This is a genomic window from Pragia fontium, assembly GCF_900638655.1.
Lineage (GTDB): Bacteria > Pseudomonadota > Gammaproteobacteria > Enterobacterales > Enterobacteriaceae > Pragia > Pragia fontium.
Genome location: NZ_LR134531.1, coordinates 3072080 through 3092978 on the forward strand (window position 1 = coordinate 3072080; position 20899 = coordinate 3092978).

The following is a 20899-nucleotide window of genomic DNA, read 5'->3' on the forward strand; positions in this document are numbered from 1 at the left end:
TGTTTTGGTCATAACATGACAAAGACAGGCCGTGCATAAAATAATAAAATTAATGGGTTAACGACTGTTGGTTTTAACTTATATCAGCTATTTTCCATCAACTTTTCGTTCTACGGCTTTTAGACGCTTACTCATTTGGTCAATATTTAACACCAGAGCAGCGGTTTTACGCCATTCTTTATTGCTTTGAAGTGGAATACCTGAAGAATAAATTCCTGGTTCAGTGATAGGACGCATCACCATTCCCATTCCAGTTACCACAGCCTGATCGCAAATTTCCATATGACCATTAATAACGCTGGCACCACCAATCTGGCAATATTTACCGATTTTCAGACTGCCCGCCATAATAACACCGCCGGCGACGGCTGTATTGTCGCCAATTATGACGTTATGCGCAATCTGGCATTGGTTATCAATGATCACACCATTGCCGATAACAGTATCATCCAGCGCACCACGGTCAATAGTGGTACAGGCACCGATTTCAACATTATCGCCAATTCTGACGGTCCCTAACTGAGGGATCTTGATCCAGTTTCCACGTTCGTTGGCATAGCCAAAACCATCGGCACCAATGACCGTTCCGGACTGAACAAGACACTGAGAACCGATCATCACTTCATGATACACAGTGACATTGGCCCACAGGCGAGTACCAGCACCAATACGGGTATTTTTACCGATAAAACATCCGGCACCAATAACCACATTGTCACCTAATTCGACACCAGTCTCAATCACTGCGTTAGCACCAATGGAAACATTCTGTCCTAACCTGGCATTTTCAGCGATAACCGCTGATGGTGCAATATCCTGCGCCGGAGACGGCGTAGTATCAAGCAACTGAGCCATACGAGCATAACTCAGGTAAGGATTCTTTACGACTAATGCAGCTAAATGCGAACAGAAAGGAAGGTTTTCCTCAGTCAATACGACGGCGCTCGCCTCACAGGTTAAAAGCTGTTCCTGATAGCGGCTATTGGACAAGAAAGTAATTTGTCCTTTACCAGCAGACGTCATTGACGCAACACCGGTGATGACGATATCGCCATCACCGTGCACTTCTGCCCCCAAATGTTCTGCTAAATCAGCTAAACGCATGGAGTGCATCACTTATTTTACCTGCGTCAGAACTTTCTCGGTGATGTCATTTTCAGCATTTGCATAGAAAGCTGCATCTGCTTTAACAACGACCGCATAGCCTTCTTTTTCCGCTACAGTTTTCACTGCGCTTTGAACTTTAGCGACTAACTTATTCATTTCTTCAGCTTCACGACGACGGCTATCCTGCGTAAAGGCAGCAGCCTTTTGCTGAAATGCTTTGATATCGTTCTCAATCTTAGTACGATCGGCAGCTTTCATTGAAGCACCGCTGGTTTGCAGTTTCTTCACTTTATCCTGAGCCGCTTTTTCTTCTTTCTGTAAAGCTGTCGCGCGAGATTTAAACTCGGTTTCTAATTGCTTAGCAATCGTTTCACGCTCTGGCATTTTTTGCAAAATGCTCATCACATCAACAACAGCAATTTTATCGGCCGCTTGAACTCCCGCAGCAGCAACCATAGCTAAACCTAGACCTGCAGCACATAACCACTTTTTCAATTTGAACCCCTTACTATAATTGCTATTGAGTTAAACTCATTGTTTGTTACTACCTACTAATTCAAAACCGTTACCAGGTGGTACCAATGTTAAACTGGAACTGTTCTGACTTATCGCCTTCATACTTCTCTAATGGGTTAGCATAGGAGAAGACCAGCGGCCCCAGTGGAGACATCCACTGTAACGCCACACCCGCAGAAGTACGGATATTACTTGGATCACCGTAGTCAGGAACACCATTGATACTCTTCCAGTTGGTATCCCAAACGGTACCCGCATCAAAGAATACAGAGGTACGCAGTGAGTTAGCATATTTATCATCCACAAACGGCGTTGGGAAAATAAACTCTGCGCTAGCCACGCCCATAGCATTACCACCAACTGCATCACTTGATGGATTACACGTTCCGCCACGCTGACTACAGTCAGTAAAATATACCGCTTTAGGACCAATGTTATTGGAGCGGAAACCACGAACGGTACCGGAACCACCTGCATAGAAGTTATCGTAGAACGGCATCTCTTTGCCGCCCAGACCATCACCATAACCTGCACGTAAACGACCTAACAGAACCCACTTATCATCACGGTCAATTGGATAATACGAAGCACTGTCAAACGTCAGTTTATAGTATTCATTGTCGGAACCTGGAATGGTGACTTTACCATTCAGACCTGCACGGCTACCGGAAGTCGGGAAGTAACCACGGTTCAGACTGTTATAGTTCCAGCCAGCGGTGAAGAAGAAGTCATTAGCTTTATAATCTGCTTTTTCACCAGAGTATCTTGGTGTTTCGCCAACTGATTCAAGATAACGCCACATTGCGACTTGAGGACGCATCTCTGATAAATCGTTATTAACGTAATCCAGACCAAAGCGTAATGCATTATTCTCATTAATTGGGAACCCTAAGGTCGTACCAACACCATAGCTACTCTTACTATAGTCTGATAAATCGGCATCGTCTGCGTTAAATTTATCAAAGAAAACGCGGCCGCCTAGGCTAACACCGTCTACGGTAAAGTAAGGTTCAGTCACCGACAATTCAACATAGGTACGGTAATCATTTTTAGTACCGCTGATACCAACGCTCTTACCGGTTCCCATCCAGTTGTCCTGTTGCAGACCAACCTGGAAACTCACGCCACTTTCCGTACCGTAACCAACACCGAAGTTAAAGGTCCCGGTATTTCGCTCTTTCACTTTATAAACGATATCAACCTGATCGGGCATACCTGGTACGCGTTCGGTTTCAACGTCAACGGTTTCAAAGTAACCCAGACGGTTCAAACGCTCTTTACCTTTCTCTACCAGATCGTTACCTAACCATGCCCCTTCCATTTGGCGCATTTCACGGCGCAGAACGGAATCTTTACTGACATCGTTACCTTCGAAGCGAATTCGACGAACGTAGAAACGGTTACCGGCATCAACACTAATATGTAGTTTAACGGTTTGATCGCGATCGTTAATTTCAGGCTGTGTCGCTACGCGCGGGTAAGCATAGCCATAGTTACCCAACAGCTTCTTGATGTTATCTTCAATCTGAGTCACCTTGCTGCCGTTATACAGCTCGCCCGGGGTGATTTTAGCCAGATCTTCAATCTCTGCGGCACGACCAGCCAGATTACCTTTCACCTCTACGCCAGACAGCTTATATTGCTTGCCTTCGGTAAGGTTAATGGTGATATAAATACTTTTCTTATCCGGCGTCAGACTGATGTTGGTCGAATCAAGGCTGAAACGGGCATAACCGCGATCCAAATAGAAACTGCGCAGCGCCTCAAGGTCACCAGATAATTTTTGTTTCTGATAGTTACGATCGCCGATGAAGTTCCACCACGGTACTTGATCCCGTAGTTGGAAGCGACTAACTAGCTCTTCTGTGGTGAAAGCGTTATTACCAACAATGTTAATTTGTTGAATAGTCGCTGACTGACCTTCAGAGAAAACCAATTTTAAATCGACACGGTTACGTGGAAGTGGCGTCACCACAGCTTTTACTGAAGCGTTATATTTACCTACGCTGTAGTAAAAGTCTTCCAGACCCTTTTCCATCGAACTAATGGTGGTTCTATCCAGGGCTTCGCCCACACGAACACCAGAAGACTCAAGATTCTGCTTAAGCATGTCATCTTTCACCGATTTATTACCGGAGAAAGTGACACTGGCTATCGTCGGCCGTTCTTTGACTTGAACGATCAGAGTATTGTTATCACGCAATACTCTTACATCCTCAAAGTTTCCGGAGGCGAATAAGGCTCGGATAGTATTCCCGATGTCATTCTCGTTGATTGTATCGCCAACACGGACAGGCATATTCAACAATGCGGCCCCTGTAGCAACGCGCTGTAATCCTTCGAAGCGAATGTCTTTAACAACAAACCCATCGGCACCGTATGCGGTGGCGCTGCCAAACAGCAGCGACGCTAGAAGCAACTTTTTTATCGCCATCGTTTTAATCTGTTCATCCTAACCAAATTCTCTAGCCGTAAAAGCGCGAGAAATCATTGAAAAGTGCAAGTCCCATCAACAGTACCAATAAGATTGCCCCAACACGATAACTGTAGTCCTGAACTCTCTCAGATACCGGTTTACCTGTTATCTTTTCTATTGCTAAAAACACAAGATGCCCTCCGTCCAATACCGGAAGAGGAAACAGATTGATTATGCCTAAGTTCACGCTAATAAGCGCTAAAAACATGAGGTAATAAACCAAGCCGTATCCTGCTGAAACACCTGCACCTTGAGCTATCGATATCGGACCGCTAAGATTCTTTAACTGAACCTCGCCCGTTACCAGTTTGCCTAGCATTTTGACCGTTAATACGGTTAATTGCCACGTTTTATCGCCCGCCTGATAGATTGCCGTAAATACATTGTATTGACGGGTTATTTTATACTCATCAGGCAGCGGTATCACTCTTGGAGATATCCCTGCGAAACCTTTTTGTTCACCGCCGGAGGACTTCACCTCAGGCGTCAGAACTAAAGAGTGGTTTACACCACCTCTTTCAATCACTAATTCTATCGGAATATTCGGGCTATTAGTGACTAACTTTACAAAGTCAATCCATTGCCCGAACGGCTTACCACTTACGGTTAACAGCCGATCGCCTGCTTGTAACCCAGCCTTCTCCGCTGCTGAATTCGGCTGGACAACGTCCAGCACTGGCTCTATCTGAGGCAGCTTCGGAATAAAACCTAATGTTCTAATAGGATCCTGTTTTTCCGGATCAAATTTCCAATCCGTTGTATTCAGCGTCTTAGTCTGAATTAAAGAAGTCCCAAAAGGCGCAACGGTGACTTCCATCTGTTTCTCACCAATTTGGCCAATTAGCGCCAAACGAACTGAATCCCAATCAGGCGTTTCGATACCGGCAACAGATTTTAGTTCCATTCCCGGAGAAATATTCGCTTGTGCAGCAATAGATTGTGGTTCGATATCACCAATCACCGGACGCACACTTGGCACGCCCATAATAAACACTAACCAATAAGCAAAAACAGCAAAAATAAAGTTAGCTAACGGTCCGGCGGCAATAATGGCGGCCCTTTGGCACACAGTTTTGTTATTAAAAGCCTGATTACGGTGCTGAGGCTCTACCTCTTCGACCCGTTCATCAAGCATTTTTACATAGCCGCCAAGGGGAATCATCGCGATAACGTATTCTGTCCCTTTTTTATCCGTACGTCGCCAAATCGCTTTACCAAAGCCGATAGAGAAACGGATAACCTTTACCCCACAACGACGCGCAACCCAGAAATGACCGAACTCATGAACGGTAACTAAAATTCCCAGTGCGACAATAAATGCGGCTACAGTTCCAACAATATTCATAGGCGATAGATATTCCGTCTAACCCTTAAAAAACCAGAAAAACCAAACATGCAAAAACCGGCACGGCGGCAGTCAAACTATCAATTCGGTCAAGTACACCACCATGCCCCGGAATCAGATGACCGCTATCTTTAATGCCCGCTTCACGCTTAAACATACTTTCGGTCAAATCGCCCAGTACCGATGCCAGCACAGCCAATCCTGAACAAATCAGTAAGGTATTCAAAGAAATATGTAACGGTACATATAAACTGAAAAGCCATGCAATCAAAGCTGAAGTGGCTAAACCGCCCACTAATCCTTCCAACGTTTTCCCCGGCGAAACTTTTGGTGCTAATTTATGCTTACCCAATAGTCGGCCAAAGGCGTAAGCGCCGGAGTCAGCTCCCCACACCAAGAACATCACGTATAATAACCACCAGGCACCAGTATAGTTATTTTCCTGAAAACCATATTGACGCAGTGCTAACATTCCCCAAAAAAATGGAATTATGGTTAATACGCCAAACATTAAACGTAAAAGATAAGAGTGCTTCCAGAGTCGGGCAGATGTCGGATAGAACAGAACCAGCAGCAATGCCAAACACCACCACCCTAAAGCCGCCAACAAAAAGCCAGTCACAACAGGATGGGCCAAGAGTGGTAATGAAGAGGTATAGATTGGCCAGTAAAGCGCCGCAAGCGCCGCGCCACAAACGATAGCTAACGTAATTCGTTGAGAAGCTGAATTCAAGCCAGCTAACTGACCCCACTCCCATGCTGCCAGCATACACACGGCAATAATCATGATAGCGAAAGGCAATGGCGGCAGCATAAACAACGCTGCAATCACCAAAGGAATAAGAATTAAAGCAGTGATGACGCGTGACTTTAACACGAGAGGCTCCTAAAGTTCATTAATACTCGCGGGTTCAGTCCCACCAAAACGGCGTTCGCGTTGTGCAAATACATTAAGCGCACCTTCAAAAACAAGTTCATCAAAATCAGGCCATAGTACTTCGGTAAAATACAGTTCAGCATAAGCAATTTGCCACAGTAGGAAATTGCTTATGCGATGCTCTCCCCCGGTCCTGATCACTAAATCTACTGGAGAAAGATCGCATAAATTAATGCGCTGACTCACCATCTGTTCATCAATTTCATCGGGTTCTACCAGACCATTTTTAACCTGCAAAGCAATCTGTTGGAAGGCCTGGGTTATATCCCAACGCCCGCCATAGTTAGCCGCAATATTTAATGTTAGCCCGGTATTGGCCTCTGTTAACGATTCTGCCCGCTGGATTCTGGCCTGCAAACGCTCACTGAAGCGTTGAGTATCGCCAATAATTCTTAAGCGAACATTATTTTTATGCAGGCTCCCTGCCTCTTTATCCAACGCCCTGACAAAAAGCTCCATCAGTGCAGTCACTTCCTGAGCGGGACGATTCCAGTTTTCACTGCTGAATGCATATAGCGTCAGCGCTTCAATATTATGATTAACGGCAAAACGTACAGCCCGACGCACAGCTTTTGCACCTTCCTGGTGACCAAAGATTCTCAATTTACCTAGTTGTTTTGCCCAACGCCCATTGCCATCCATAATAATAGCGACATGACGAGGGACAGATGTTTTAGGGTTATTCACTTGCTGTTTAGCGGGCGACATAACTTATTAGAATTCCTCAGCTAAAAATAGAACAACCGTAAGAGTCTGATGTTTTTCTCACGTAAAAAAGCCGTGAACTCGGCACGGCCTGAAAACCAGCTCGTTAACGCGCTTTTCTATCTCTAAAATCCATATCCAAAATCCATCGTTCAGATAGTTTAAACCGTATAACTAGGCAGACTATATCATTTTGCAATTAACGGAACAAATCAACCATTGTTAATCATTCCATGAGGTAATGATTTTTTCAGCACAGCCTCTGGCCCAAGAATCTATATACAAGACCTCATCAATGCTTTTAGGTTCCGCAAAATTCAGCTGTTCCATCACTTGATTATTGATAGCAGCAATATCGGTAAAAGTAATTTGATGCTGTAAAAAAGCACCGACAACGCATTCATTCGCCGCATTAAGCGTGGTTGTTGCTGCCTGCCCGGCTTTACTGGCCTCAATCGCCAGCTTTAGACAAGGATAGCGGTCAAAATCAGGATGTTCAAAGGTCAAGCCGCTAATACGTGTAAAATCAAGGTGGCTAACGCCAGATGGAACGCGTTTTGGATAAGCCATGGCATGCGATATCGGCGTTCGCATATCAGGCGTCCCTAACTGAGCGATCACGCTACCATCATGATAACGCACCATCGAATGAATCACCGATTGTGGATGAATCAGCACTTCTATCTGTTCTGCTGCGGCATTAAATAGCCATCGGGCTTCAATATATTCCAGCCCCTTGTTCATCATGGTGGCTGAATCCACCGAGATTTTGCGCCCCATCGACCAGTTCGGATGAGCACAGGCCTGATCCGGCGTCATATCTTTTAATAGCCCAACATCAGTGGTACGGAAAGGACCGCCAGACCCGGTTAATATGATGCTGGTAATACCGTTTTCTTTCAGCGACGCGGATCCCAACTCTCGTTGAACCGCTTCAGGCATACTCTGAAAAATCGCATTATGTTCACTGTCGATAGGTAACAGCTGAGCACCATATTGCGTAACAGCATCCATAAACAACTGGCCACAGGTTACCAAAGACTCTTTATTGGCTAATAATACCTGTTTACCCGCCTTGATGGCTGCCAGTGTAGACGACAGGCCAGCAGCGCCAACAATCGCCGCCATAACCTGATCAACCTCATCAGCCGAAGCTAAATCCGCCGCGGCATCAGGACCGCTAATCACTTCGGTCGCCAATCCTTCGGACGTTAAAATCTCGCGCAATGCCTGTGCCGAAGCTTCATTCGCCATCGCAACGTATTTCGGCTTAAACTCACGACACTGCTGCGCCATAACCTCAACATTACAGCCCGCAACTAAAGCAAATACCGTAAACAACTCGGGATTTTCCCGTACCACGGCTAACGTGCTATGCCCAATCGAACCAGTAGAGCCAAGAATTGTTATTTTTTTCATTAGATTAACTTCTTATCACCGACAAGATAAATGCGCGCTTTCTGTAACAGATAGACTACAGAAATGAATGCCGCCCATATTACTCTTTTCATGGTAGGGAAATCACTATTTAACTGTTCAAGCGATGATTAAGCTATCGATTACCTGAAAGAATTCAAACGATAAAAAAGCAAAAAGCCCGGTACTGATAGCAGTTACCGGGCTTTTTAATGAAACATAAATTAGAAAGCCATTAGCTCGGCTTCTTTCTCAGTTAATGCTTCATCCACTTTTTTGATATAGATATCAGTCAGCTTCTGGATATCATCCTGAGATTTACGTTCATCATCTTCGCCAATTTCTTTATCTTTCAGCAGTGCCTTCACTTTATCGTTAGCATCACGACGCACGTTGCGGATAGAAACCCGACCCTGCTCAGCTTCGTTGCGCACTACTTTAGTCAAATCTTTACGACGCTCTTCCGTCAACGCAGGAAGTGGAACGCGGATCACGCTACCAGCAGAGGATGGGTTTAAGCCCAAGTCTGCGGACATAATCGCTTTTTCAACTGCCGGGCCCAAACTGCGGTCAAATACCGAAATAGCTAAAGTACGAGAATCTTCAACTACGACGTTGGCCAACTGGCGTAAAGGGGTTGCTGAACCATAATATTCAACCTGAACACCATCAAGTATGCTTGGATGAGCGCGGCCAGTACGAATTTTGCTGATGTGTGTTTTAAAAATTTCAACGCACTTTTCCATGCGTGACTGAGCATCTTGTCTGATTTCGTTGATCACGTTGCTAACCTTTCAATACAAGTAATATGGTGGGTCACGCAAAGTGCATAACCCGTTAATCGGGATATTTCCGTTTCGCTTCAGTGTCACTCTTCAGTCTGAAGAATGACATACTATAAGCCTTTATCAGGCTAATGCGCTGATTTATTCAGCCGGCTTAGAGATTAAAGTCCCTTCCGCTTCACCCATCACCACACGGCGCAAGGCTCCAGGCTTATTCATATTAAATACGCGAATCGGTAAATTATGGTCGCGGGCCAAAGTAAATGCCGCCAGATCCATCACTTTCAGTTCACGCTCTAATACGTCCTGATAGCTCAATGTATCATAAAGCACTGCATCAGGATTTTTTACTGGATCATCAGAGAATACGCCATCCACTTTAGTGGCTTTTAAAACAACGTCGGCCTCAATTTCAATACCGCGCAGACAGGCTGCAGAATCGGTAGTAAAAAATGGATTACCGGTACCGGCAGAGAAGATAACCACTCGGCCATGGCGTAATAAACTAATAGCTTCAGCCCAACTGTAGTCGTCACATACGCCATTCAACGGAATAGCTGACATCAGACGAGCGTTCACATAGGCACGATGTAGCGCATCACGCATTGCCAGACCGTTCATTACGGTAGCCAACATCCCCATGTGGTCGCCCACTACGCGGTTCATACCGGCTTTAGCCAGACCGGCTCCACGGAATAAATTGCCACCGCCAATAACTACACCGACCTGAATGCCCAGCTCAACCAACTCTTTAATTTCCTGAGCCATACGATCCAGTACGCTGGCATCGATGCCGAAACCTTCGGAGCCTTGCAAGGCTTCACCACTTAATTTAAGCAGGATTTTCTGATATACGGGTTTTGCATTGGTCGCCATCGTCTTGTTTCCTAGTCGGCTATTTATCATATTCGATTTATTCTAAAAAAACGGACCGATATTCAGATCGATCCGTCTTTATTTATCAAGCTAAGCTTACTTAGTCATCGCAGCAACTTCAGCTGCAAAGTCTACTTCTACTTTTTCGATACCTTCACCCACTTCGAAACGGATGAACTGTGCAACGCCAGCTTTCTTCTCTTTCAGCAGATCGCCAACGGTTTTGCTTGGATCCATAACGAAAGCCTGACCAGTCAGAGAGATCTCACCGGTGAACTTACGCATACGACCTTCAACCATTTTCTCAGCGATTTCACGTGGCTTACCAGATTGCATTGCAATGTCGATCTGGATTTCATGCTCACGAGTTACCACTTCAGCAGGAACGTCGTCTGGAGAAACAAACTCAGGCTTGCTTGCGGCAATGTGCATAGCAACATGCTTAACCAGCTCATCATCAGTTGTACCGGTTGCAGAAACCAGAACACCAATACGAGCACCGTGCATGTAAGCGCCCAGTCTTTCACCTTCAACGATAACAACGCGGCGAAGGTTGATGTTTTCACCAATTTTCGCTACCAGCGTAGTACGCTGTTCTTCAAATTTAGCTTTTAATACTTCGATATCGCTGATGTTTTCAGCCAGTGCAGCATCGATAGCGGCATTAGCGAAATCCAGGAAACCAGCATCTTTAGCAACGAAGTCAGTTTCGCAGTTAGCTTCCAGAATAACGCCACGTTTGCCGTCAGCAGCAATTTTAGTCAGGATAACGCCTTCAGCAGCAACACGACCTGCTTTCTTCGCTGCTTTCGCCTGACCAGATTTACGCATGTTATCGATAGCCAGCTCGATATCGCCATTCGCTTCAACCAGCGCTTTTTTACATTCCATCATACCAGCAGCGGTACGATCGCGAAGTTCTTTTACTAGAGCTGCGGTAATTTCAGCCATTATCTTTATCCTCGGTTATTCCTGTCGGATGTTCTTTGTTGTATAAACAAGCAAAAAGGGAGCCTGTAAAGGCCCCCTAACCAACATATCTAATACCTGGTTAATAAGGGCTCTCTAATGGAGCACGCCTTATTACTCTGCTTCGATGAAGCTTTCTTCTACAGCCTGAACGCCTTGATCTGAACGACCTTCACGTACGGTTGCAGCAACAGCGCCAAGGTACAGTTGTACTGCACGGATAGCATCGTCGTTACCAGGGATAACGAAATCAACACCGTCCGGATCAGAGTTAGTATCAACAACAGCAAATACAGGGATACCCAGGTTGTTTGCTTCTTTGATAGCAATGTGTTCGTGATCGGCATCGATAACGAAGATTGCATCAGGCAGGCCGCCCATGTCTTTGATACCACCCAGGCTATTCTCCAGCTTATCCATTTCACGAGAACGCATCAGCGCTTCTTTCTTGGTCAGCTTTTCGAAAGTACCATCTTGTGCCTGGACTTCTAATTCTTTCAAACGTTTGATTGACTGACGAACGGTTTTCCAGTTAGTCAGCATACCACCTAACCAGCGATGGTTAACGTAGAATTGGTTGCAGCTCTTTGCAGCTTCTTTTACTGGCTCGGATGCAGCGCGTTTAGTACCCACAAACAAGATTTTGCCTTTGTGAGACGCGATCTTGCCTAACTCAGCCAGAGCTTCGTTAAACATAGGTACAGTTTTTTCAAGGTTGATGATATGAACTTTGTTACGAGCACCAAAGATGAAAGGTTTCATTTTTGGGTTCCAGTAACGAGTCTGGTGACCAAAGTGTACGCCAGCCTTGAGCATATCGCGCATTGATACAGTTGCCATTATTACCTCTATGAGTAAAGTTTGGGGTTATGCCTCCACGTATCCCATAACGCCGACCCCAAAGCAATAAAGCTCCAGAGCACCCCGCCGTATGTGTCGATACGTGTGTGTTATAACGTTGATTAATGTTTAAGTGAAAATCTCGTCATCTGGTTTGCAATATTGCTACTGAAAATAGAGCGGATTTCCGGCGCGCTTTATACCATAAAAGTCGTAGGCAATGCCACTAATTACTATGGATAAGCGTAAAATAGTACACCATCCCGCTGCAAACCCGCGAGATGGTGTCTGATTATTGTCCCTTAATTCTGGCTTAATGACGAATGATTTTCCCGTCCTGATACACCCATTTGCCATCAACCATCGTGCGTACCACCTGACCGACCATTTCCATGCCGGTAAACGGACAGGATTTTCCGCGAGTTAGCATATTTTGCGGGTCAACAATCCACTCTCTTGTCGGGTCAATCAATACTAAGTCGGCCAAGCCACCAACGCTAAGATGGCCGCGATCTTTCCAGTCAAAGGCCGCAGCCGGCCCTGCCGTCATTTTCTGAATCAGTTCCTGCACCGTCCATTCGCCATTTTTTACTAACTGGCTATGTAACACGCTGAATGCCGTCTCGAAGCCGGCAAAACCACAGGGTGCTTCATTAAACTCACAGTCTTTTTCTTCATAAGCATGTGGGGCGTGGTCGGTAGCAATAGCGTCCAGCGTTCCATCTTTCAAGCCTTCCAGTAGCGCAACGATATGCTCATTGGTTCGCAACGGAGGGTTAACTTTGAATGCCGAATCAAAAGATTCAATGGTTTTATCCACCAGACACAGATGGTGAGGGGTCACTTCGGCAGTCACTTTAATGCCTTTCGCTTTGGCTTCACGAATCAGCTTTACCGCACCTTTGCTACTCACGTGCGCAATATGCACGTGACCACCGGTCATTTCAGCCAGCATCAACTCGCGAGAAACCGCAATGTTTTCTGCTTCTGCCGGGCGACCTTTTAAGCCTAGCTTGGCTGAGACACATCCTTCATGCATCACACCATCGGCCACCAAACAGCAATCTTCCGAGTGAGAAATCACCGGTAGATTAAACATACTGGCGTATTCCAGCGCCGTACGCATCAAGCGCCCATCACTGACATAATAACCGTCGTCGGAGAAAGCTTTAGCACCGGCCTCAGCCATATCGCCGATTTCCGCGAGTTCTTTACCTTCCAGACCTTTAGTCACCGCGCCGGTAATTTCAACCCGTACCACTGAATCAGTCTGAGTTTTATGTTTCATACCGGCAACGATAATCGCTTGATCGATAACCGGACGAGTATTAGCCATGGTTAAAATGGTGGTGAAGCCACCGGCTGCGGCAGAGGCGGTACCGGTCAATAGGTCTTCTTTCGCTTCTTGTCCGGGTTCACGCAGGTGACAGTGGATATCAATAAACCCGGGGCTAACAATCAACCCGCTGGCATCAACAATTTCATCGCTGGCTTCAGCGGTCAAGGACTTGCCAACGTTCGCCACTTTGCCATCAACGATACGAATATCAAGAATGTCATCTAAACTATTAGCCGGATCGATCAAGTGCCCATTTTTAATTAACCACTGTGCCATTATGCTTGTACCCCATCAGCTAAAGTTAAAGATAAAATCGCCATTCTTACTGCTACACCGTTATTCACCTGCTCTTCAATGGCTGAGAAGCGTCCGTATGCCACATCCGGTGAAATTTCCAGACCGCGGTTCATAGGGCCAGGATGCATCACCAGCACATTGTCTTTAGCCAGCTTCAAGCGTTCATCATTGATACCAAAAATGCGGGCATATTCGCGCGCGGTAGGAAACAAACCTTTTTTCTGACGTTCAAGCTGAATACGCAGCACGTTCACTACATCCGCGTCGGCAATGGCATCCTCAACCCGATTATGGATAGTCACGCCCATATCAATCATCTCTTTCGGAATCAGGGTTTTTGGTCCGCCCAGATGAACTTCAGCGCCCATTTTTAACAATCCCCAGATATTTGAGCGCGCGACCCGGCTATGCAAAATGTCCCCAATAATCGCCACTTTCTTACCGGCAATGGCACCACAACGCTGGCGAATTGTGAGCAGGTCCAACAACCCTTGAGTCGGGTGTTCATGCGCCCCATCACCTGCGTTAATCACCGTTGCCTTAACGTAGCGAGTCGCATACTGAGCGGCGCCTTCTGCACTATGACGCATCACAATGGCATCCACGCCCATCGCTTGCACGGTTAGCAGGGTATCCCTAAGACTCTCCCCCTTAGCAACACTGGAAGTAGAAGCGGCGATATTAATCACATCGGCGCCCAGATATTTTCCGGCCAATTCGAAAGAAGAACGGGTTCTGGTGCTATTTTCAAAGAAGACGTTAACGATTGCTTTTCCACGTAAAGTTGACAATTTTTTTATATCTTGTTTAGTCACTTTTTTCATTTCATCCGCAGTATTCAACACACATTCGATATTCGCTACCGACATGTGCTCCAACCCTAAAATGTGTTGGCCTCGCATTATATTTTTCGCTCCTCTGTTGATGAAATTTAGACAAAAAAAAACCCTAATTAAATACCCGAAGGTGTTATAATTAGGGGTTGATATCAACCTTATAGACTATGTGAACTCTCATCCTGCTTAACCTGTTTATGTTAAGTGGTTGTGGATAACGTCTTCATTTAACACTCGACAACAAAGACGACGCGCAAACCTTCTTAATTTACAAGAAAAACAGAAAAAGTCAATTTATTTTTTTGACTGCTGATTTTTTATTTTTCAATCCCGCAAACACCTTTTAATCTCATCCCGTCTGGCAGATGATAAATTTGGCTCTCTTCGTGTAGGACTGATACCATATCCCGATATTGAATTGATTATCGTTGTCAGTTGTGGCACCACCTTTGGCGTGTCGCTGTCCCATACTGACACCTATCATTAACGGACACTTTTATATGGCTATATCAATCAAAACCCCTGAAGACATTGCGAAAATGCGCGTTGCTGGCCGTCTGGCCGCTGAAGTGCTGGAAATGATCGAACCTTACGTCAAACCAGGTGTAACAACTGGTGAACTCGATCGTATCTGCCATGAATACATTACCAATACTCAACAAGCAATTTCCGCTTGCTTGGGCTATCACGGTTTTCCAAAATCCGTTTGCATCTCCGTGAATGAAGTGGTGTGTCACGGTATTCCCAGCGAAGATAAAAAGCTGAAGGACGGTGATATTGTTAATATCGACGTGACCGTTATCAAAGATGGCTTTCACGGCGATACCTCCAAAATGTTTTTTGTCGGCCAAGCAACAATTTTAGGCGAACGTCTGTGTCGCGTAACTCAAGAAAGCCTCTATTTAGCTTTACGGATGATTAAGCCGGGCATCCGCCTGCGTACCTTGGGTAAAGCCATCCAGCAATATGTTGAAGCTCAGGGCTTCTCAGTAGTCAGAGAGTACTGCGGTCATGGCATTGGCGAAGGATTCCACGAAGAACCACAGGTTCTTCACTATGATGCGGATGATGGCGGCGTTGTGCTACAAACAGGTATGACCTTTACCGTAGAACCAATGGTTAACGCTGGCGATTATCGTATTCGTACCATGAAAGATGGCTGGACGGTAAAAACTAAAGACCGCAGCCTGTCAGCTCAGTATGAGCATATGATTGCCGTCACCGATACCGGTTGTGAGATTCTTACGCTGCGTAAAGATGACACTATCGAAGCGATTCTGACGCCGGAAAGTTAATTGATTACAGTCTCCCCGTAATAATTACGCCGTCATCAATTGCGCGATTCCCCATGATGTCGTCATCCATCATATCGTCACCTATTATGTTGTTATCCCCGCAAAAGCGGGGATCTCGTCCTTAAGCCAAACGTTACCATTGAGCTAAACCCCAAATTATTCACTATGCGAATGTTTGCTACGCCTGCAGCTACGCGTTCTGGTTTTCACCAGAATGACGATAATATTTTCAACCAACTTATACCGTCATCCCCGCAAAAGCGGGGATCTCGTCCTTAAGCCAAGCGTTACCATTAAGCTAAACCCCAAATTATTCACTATGCGAATGTTTGCTACGCCTGCGGCTGCGCGCTCTGGTTTTCAGCGGAATGACGAGATAATTAGCCATTTTGTATCCCTTTCCCTCATTACCAACTCCCCAACAATCGCTTTACTCTGGCGAATTGATTCATTTACAGGTAGCTTAAGTACAGTTCCACTGGAAAAATCCGTTGGTGTCTAAAATCGAACATTTTTATTGAGCAGTCTGAAACCAGAAGGCACGAGCCACTATGTCACAACCCACTTTGCTGAAGAAACCCTGCGACCCTTCCTGTTTTAGTCACAGTGAGCTTACTCTGCCCTTTTTACGGCAGGCTCTGGAAGATTTTCAGACTTGGTTACGACAATCATTCGAGTCCGGCGTGGCGGTTGAAGAACTCATCAAAGCCCGCTCTGACTATACTGATCACCTGCTACAGCGGCTTTGGTTACATTATGGCTTTATCAAACCAACCGCCAAAGGGCTGGCCAACCGTAGTGGTTTAGCGCTGATTGCCGTTGGTGGTTACGGACGAAGTGAACTTCATCCCCTGTCTGATATTGATATTCTTATTCTGAGTAGCCAGCCATTAAGCGAAAGTCAGTCTCAGAGCATTGGTGAAATCATCACGCTGTTGTGGGATTTAAAACTAGAAGTCGGACACAGCGTCAGAACGCTGGAGCAATGTCTGGAAGAAAGCATTGCCGATCTAACGGTAGCCACCAACCTGATTGAGTCTCGACTAATTTGTGGCGATGTTGCGCTATTTCTCTCACTACAAAAGCACATCTTCAGTCAAGACATCTGGCCTTCAGACCGTTTTTTCCACACCAAATGTCAGGAGCAGGACGAACGTCATAAGCGCTATCACGGTACCAGCTATAACCTTGAGCCGGATATAAAAGCCAGTCCCGGTGGACTACGGGACATTCACACTCTGCTGTGGGTAGCGCGCCGTCACTTTGGCGCTACATCGCTGGATGAAATGGTCAGTTTCGGTTTTCTAACGCCAGCAGAATGTGCCGAACTGGATGAGTGCCAGCAGTTTCTCTGGCGTATCCGCTTCGCTCTACACCTGATTCTGCCTCGCTACGACAACCGCCTGCTATTCGACCGTCAGTTAAACGTTGCGACCCTCTTGGGCTATCAGGGCGAAGGTAACCAGCCAATAGAACGTATGATGAAAGACTACTACCGGGTCACTCGCCGCGTAGCAGAGCTCAACCAGATGCTGCTACAACTATTTGATGAAGCGATTCTGGCCGTCGATGAATCTGACAAACCTCAAATCATCAATGAGCGCTTTCAACTGCGCGGACAGTTGATTGATCTGCGTGAACCTAATCTGTTTATTGAGCAACCGGAAACCATTCTTAGCCTGTTCTATCAGTTGGCGATCAATCCCGAAATCAAAGGCATTTATTCCACTACCTTGCGTCATTTACGTTATGCCCGTCGTCACTTAACTCAACCGTTATGTGACCTACCTGAAGCTCGCCAGCTATTTATGGCGATTTTACGCCATCCTGGCGCGGTAAGACGGGCCATTATTCCTATGCATCGCCATAGCGTCTTGGCCGCCTACATGCCCCAATGGGGAAACATTGTCGGTCAAATGCAGTTCGATTTATTCCACGTTTATACGGTGGATGAACATACCATTCGGGTATTACTGAAACTGGAAAGCTTTGCCGATGAACAGACCCGGCAGGCACATCCCTTATGCGTAGAGCTCTATCCTCGACTGCCTAAACAGTCTCTGCTACTGATGGCCGCCCTATTCCACGATATCGCTAAAGGCCGCGGCGGAGACCACTCTATTCTCGGCGCAGAAGATGCAAAAGCCTTCGCCGAACTTCATGACTTTAATTCCAATGAGGCTGAGTTGGTCAGTTGGTTAGTCCGACAACACCTGCTGATGTCCGTCACCGCCCAACGCCGTGATATCCAAGACCCGGAAGTGATTCAGCAGTTCGCCGCTGAAGTCCAAAGCGAAACCAGACTACATTACCTGATCTGCCTGACGGTAGCGGATATCTGCGCCACCAATGAACCTCTGTGGAATAGCTGGAAACAGAGCCTGCTGCGTGAACTCTATTTTGCGACTGAAAAACAGCTACGCCGCGGTATGCAATATCGACCAGATCTTAGGGAGCGCGTTCGCCATCATCGCGCACAAGCATTGGCGCTATTACGCAGAGAAAATATCGACGAAGCCGCCCTTCACGCTATCTGGAGCCGCTGTCGGGCCGATTACTTTCTGCGTAACTCCCCCAATCAACTGGCTTGGCATGCCCGTTCTCTGGTGAATCATAAATCGGATAAGCCATTGGTGCTGATCAGCCCATTACCAAACAGAGGCGGAACGGAAATCTTCATCTATAGTCACGATCGCCCTTATCTGTTTGCCGCCGCCGTTGGCGAACTGGATCGCCGCAACCTCAGCGTTCACGACGCTCAAATTTTTACCAATCGCGATGATATGGCAATGGACAGCTTTATTGTGTTGGAGCCCAACGGTAAACCGCTAACGCCAGATCGCCATCAGGATATCCGCACGGGCCTGGAACATGCACTGACTCAGCCAGTTTATCAACGTCCACAACCACGCATGCTATCCTCCAAGCTACGCCATTTTAACGTGCCAACCCACGTTAACTTTTTACTCGGCCATAGTGATAGACGCACTTATATGGAACTCACTGCCCTTGACCGCCCCGGCCTGCTGGCCAGAGTCGGTGAAGTCTTCGCTGATTTAGGCCTGTCGTTGCACAGTGCGCGCATCTCGACCATTGGAGAACGAGTTGAAGACTTATTCATTCTCACAAACGGTGAACGTACGGCACTATCTTCTGAGATTTGCGAAATTTTGAAACAAAGGTTGACAGAAACCCTGAATCCAACGGATAAATATGGGCCCAATTAAAATATCATTCAATACATCAGGACATAACATGATGCAGCAGTTACAAGCCGTTATAGAAACCGCTTTCGAGCGCCGCGCCGAGATTACTCCGGCCAATGCAGATACCGTACTTCGTGAAGCCGTTCAGCAAACTATTGCTAAATTGGACAGCGGAGCATTACGGGTAGCCGAAAAAATTAACGGTGAGTGGGTTACGCATCAGTGGCTGAAAAAAGCCGTTCTGCTCTCTTTCCGTATTAATGACAATGTCGTTATGGACGGTGCGGAAGCCCGCTATTTTGATAAAGTCCCAATGAAATTTGCCGACTACGATGAAGCGCGCTTCCAGCGTGAAGGCTTTCGCGTAGTGCCTCCGGCTAGTGTTCGTCAAGGGGCTTTTATTGCCCGTAATACCGTATTGATGCCTTCTTATGTCAACATCGGTGCCTATGTTGATGAAGGCTCTATGGTCGATACTTGGGCCACCGTTGGTTCCTGTGCCCAAATTGGTAAAAACGTTCACCTGTCCGGGGGCGTTGGTATCGGTGGCGTATTAGAGCCGCTTCAGGCTAACCCAACCATCATTGAAGATAACTGCTTTATCGGTGCTCGTTCAGAAGTAGTTGAAGGGGTTATTGTTGAGGAAGGTTCGGTTATTTCGATGGGCGTTTATCTTGGTCAAAGTACTCGGATTTACGATCGCGAAACTGGTGAAATCCACTATGGTCGCGTACCTGCTGGCTCGGTTGTAGTGTCAGGTAACTTACCGTCCAAAGATGGTAAATACAGCCTGTACTGCGCGGTTATTGTGAAAAAAGTTGATGCAAAAACTCGCGGTAAAGTGGGTATCAATGAATTACTGCGGACTATCGACTAACCCCATCTCTTAGCCCCATAAAAAAGCCTAACGCTAGTTAGGCTTACATCAATATCATCCAGCAATATTATAAATTACAGCATTTATTAATAAAATCTCTGGTTGCATCACGTAACTGAGTTAATCCCGGTTGTTCAAGTGGATAGTGACCCGCATTTTTTAACATCACTTTATTCACTGGCACTTTCCTGATTCGCTTTAAGAAAATTTCACTGAGATGAATCGGGGTCCAGCGGTCTTCCGCAGGTTGTGTTAATAAAATGGGACAAACGGTAAACTGTTCTGGTTCTACAACTGGCTTATAATACATATATGAACTGAGGAATTTTACCGTTACCCATTTTCCCGCCGACGTTTTATCCGCAAGGCAGGTGGTTAACGCCTTAGTATTATTCACTAAAGCATACATTTTACTCGCCAGACTCATTGGAAAACGAATCCGTCCAAAGATGGTATTGCCAAAGATACCGGTAATCGGAATACCAAGACGACTTTTTAGCCGATTAAATGATGTCTCATCCCTCACCTGCTGCACGTTCTGATCCAAGAATGTCATGCCGACAATACCCTTCACTTTTTTACTTTTGGCAGCAACATGATAAGCAAGCATTCCACCTGCACTTAAACCATACAATACGATTGGGCGATTATCCTTGGCTAATTCAGCATTGATCAGATCACACCCAGCCTGTACCCAATCGTCATAAGTAACTAACGCCCCAGGAGCCACTTTAGTCACACCATACTCCGGCATATCAATCGCGATAGTTTCATATCCTAGCTTAGCTAATGGCGCACCTAAAATTGTGGTCATTTGTCGACCATTCGTCCCAACACCGTGGAATAGAATCACTTTAGCTGGGGCCGATGGATTACGATAACAATCTAAATGGATACTATGTTTGCGCCATTCCCACCATTCTTCCTGAGGTAAATCACCTTCCCCAAGCTGTAGCTCTTTTGGTAAAAATTGTTGAATCTGTTTCCATGCTGCCTGAAATTTATAACTCATATAATCCCCTGATATTATTATTAAATAACCAAGCACCTGTTTGGATATACAGTATATTAATGGGG

At 46.0% G+C, this 20899-nt stretch carries 17 protein-coding genes; 3 read left to right on the top strand and 14 right to left on the bottom strand.

The genetic code is table 11. The features are described 5' to 3' along the window. Positions 1-87 precede the first annotated feature (87 nt). The 13 genes from lpxD to EL341_RS13420 form a co-directional block, all read right to left on the bottom strand. Positions 88-1113, bottom strand: coding sequence for a UDP-3-O-(3-hydroxymyristoyl)glucosamine N-acyltransferase (lpxD, locus tag EL341_RS13360; protein ID WP_047781772.1), 1026 nt, complete (start codon positions 1111-1113; stop codon positions 88-90). A gap of 3 nt (positions 1114-1116) precedes the next feature. Then, positions 1117-1602 carry an OmpH family outer membrane protein gene (locus tag EL341_RS13365; RefSeq protein ID WP_047781773.1) on the bottom strand — a complete coding sequence of 162 codons (486 nt, stop codon included), beginning with the start codon at positions 1600-1602 and terminating at the stop codon, positions 1117-1119. A 70-nt stretch (positions 1603-1672) separates the two neighbouring features. Continuing rightward, a complete protein-coding gene (gene bamA / locus EL341_RS13370) occupies positions 1673-4057 on the bottom strand; it encodes an outer membrane protein assembly factor BamA (protein ID WP_126468006.1) in 2385 nt (794 codons plus the stop codon). Between the two features lie 31 nt (positions 4058-4088). Next, positions 4089-5444 carry a sigma E protease regulator RseP gene (rseP, locus tag EL341_RS13375; protein WP_047781775.1) on the bottom strand — a complete coding sequence of 452 codons (1356 nt, stop codon included), beginning with the start codon at positions 5442-5444 and terminating at the stop codon, positions 4089-4091. A 25-nt stretch (positions 5445-5469) separates the two neighbouring features. Beyond that, positions 5470-6321 (bottom strand): phosphatidate cytidylyltransferase, encoded by an 852-nt coding sequence (gene cdsA / locus EL341_RS13380; protein ID WP_126468008.1) that lies wholly within the window; start codon positions 6319-6321, stop codon positions 5470-5472. 9 nt (positions 6322-6330) lie between these two features. Beyond that, positions 6331-7089 carry a (2E,6E)-farnesyl-diphosphate-specific ditrans,polycis-undecaprenyl-diphosphate synthase gene (gene ispU, locus EL341_RS13385; protein ID WP_047781777.1) on the bottom strand — a complete coding sequence of 253 codons (759 nt, stop codon included), beginning with the start codon at positions 7087-7089 and terminating at the stop codon, positions 6331-6333. A gap of 219 nt (positions 7090-7308) precedes the next feature. After that, the gene (gene ispC / locus EL341_RS13390; protein ID WP_074821991.1) at positions 7309-8505 is read right to left on the bottom strand and encodes a 1-deoxy-D-xylulose-5-phosphate reductoisomerase; all 1197 of its coding nucleotides are present in this window, start codon (positions 8503-8505) and stop codon (positions 7309-7311) included. A 221-nt stretch (positions 8506-8726) separates the two neighbouring features. Next, positions 8727-9284, bottom strand: coding sequence for a ribosome recycling factor (gene frr / locus EL341_RS13395; RefSeq protein WP_047781779.1), 558 nt, complete (start codon positions 9282-9284; stop codon positions 8727-8729). Between the two features lie 144 nt (positions 9285-9428). Beyond that, positions 9429-10163, bottom strand: a complete 735-nt coding sequence (pyrH, locus tag EL341_RS13400) for a UMP kinase (RefSeq protein ID WP_047781780.1) — start codon at positions 10161-10163, stop codon at positions 9429-9431. Positions 10164-10259: 96 nt separating this feature from the next. Further along, positions 10260-11114, bottom strand: coding sequence for a translation elongation factor Ts (tsf, locus tag EL341_RS13405; RefSeq protein ID WP_114986972.1), 855 nt, complete (start codon positions 11112-11114; stop codon positions 10260-10262). A 132-nt stretch (positions 11115-11246) separates the two neighbouring features. Then, positions 11247-11972, bottom strand: coding sequence for a 30S ribosomal protein S2 (rpsB, locus tag EL341_RS13410; protein ID WP_047781782.1), 726 nt, complete (start codon positions 11970-11972; stop codon positions 11247-11249). Between the two features lie 313 nt (positions 11973-12285). Then, a complete protein-coding gene (locus EL341_RS13415) occupies positions 12286-13587 on the bottom strand; it encodes a dihydroorotase (protein WP_126468010.1) in 1302 nt (433 codons plus the stop codon). Continuing rightward, positions 13587-14510, bottom strand: coding sequence for an aspartate carbamoyltransferase catalytic subunit (locus tag EL341_RS13420; protein WP_047781784.1), 924 nt, complete (start codon positions 14508-14510; stop codon positions 13587-13589). The genes EL341_RS13415 and EL341_RS13420 overlap by 1 nt, the downstream gene beginning before the upstream one ends. 434 nt (positions 14511-14944) lie before the next feature. Here EL341_RS13420 and map point away from each other — a divergent pair, with 434 nt between their 5' ends. The 3 genes from map to dapD all read left to right on the top strand — a co-directional run bounded on the left by map (position 14945) and on the right by dapD (position 19822). After that, positions 14945-15739: a type I methionyl aminopeptidase gene (gene map / locus EL341_RS13425; protein ID WP_047781785.1), complete on the top strand. Its 795-nt coding sequence runs from the start codon at positions 14945-14947 to the stop codon at positions 15737-15739. A 551-nt stretch (positions 15740-16290) separates the two neighbouring features. Further along, complete coding sequence (gene glnD, locus EL341_RS13430) at positions 16291-18966, top strand: bifunctional uridylyltransferase/uridylyl-removing protein GlnD (RefSeq protein ID WP_126468012.1); 2676 nt, start codon at positions 16291-16293, stop codon at positions 18964-18966. Between the two features lie 31 nt (positions 18967-18997). After that, complete coding sequence (gene dapD / locus EL341_RS13435; RefSeq protein WP_074822065.1) at positions 18998-19822, top strand: 2,3,4,5-tetrahydropyridine-2,6-dicarboxylate N-succinyltransferase; 825 nt, start codon at positions 18998-19000, stop codon at positions 19820-19822. Between the two features lie 67 nt (positions 19823-19889). On the opposite strand, the gene EL341_RS13440 is transcribed toward dapD, so the two are convergent. Beyond that, positions 19890-20834 carry an alpha/beta hydrolase gene (locus tag EL341_RS13440; protein ID WP_047781787.1) on the bottom strand — a complete coding sequence of 315 codons (945 nt, stop codon included), beginning with the start codon at positions 20832-20834 and terminating at the stop codon, positions 19890-19892. Positions 20835-20899: the final 65 nt, after the last annotated feature.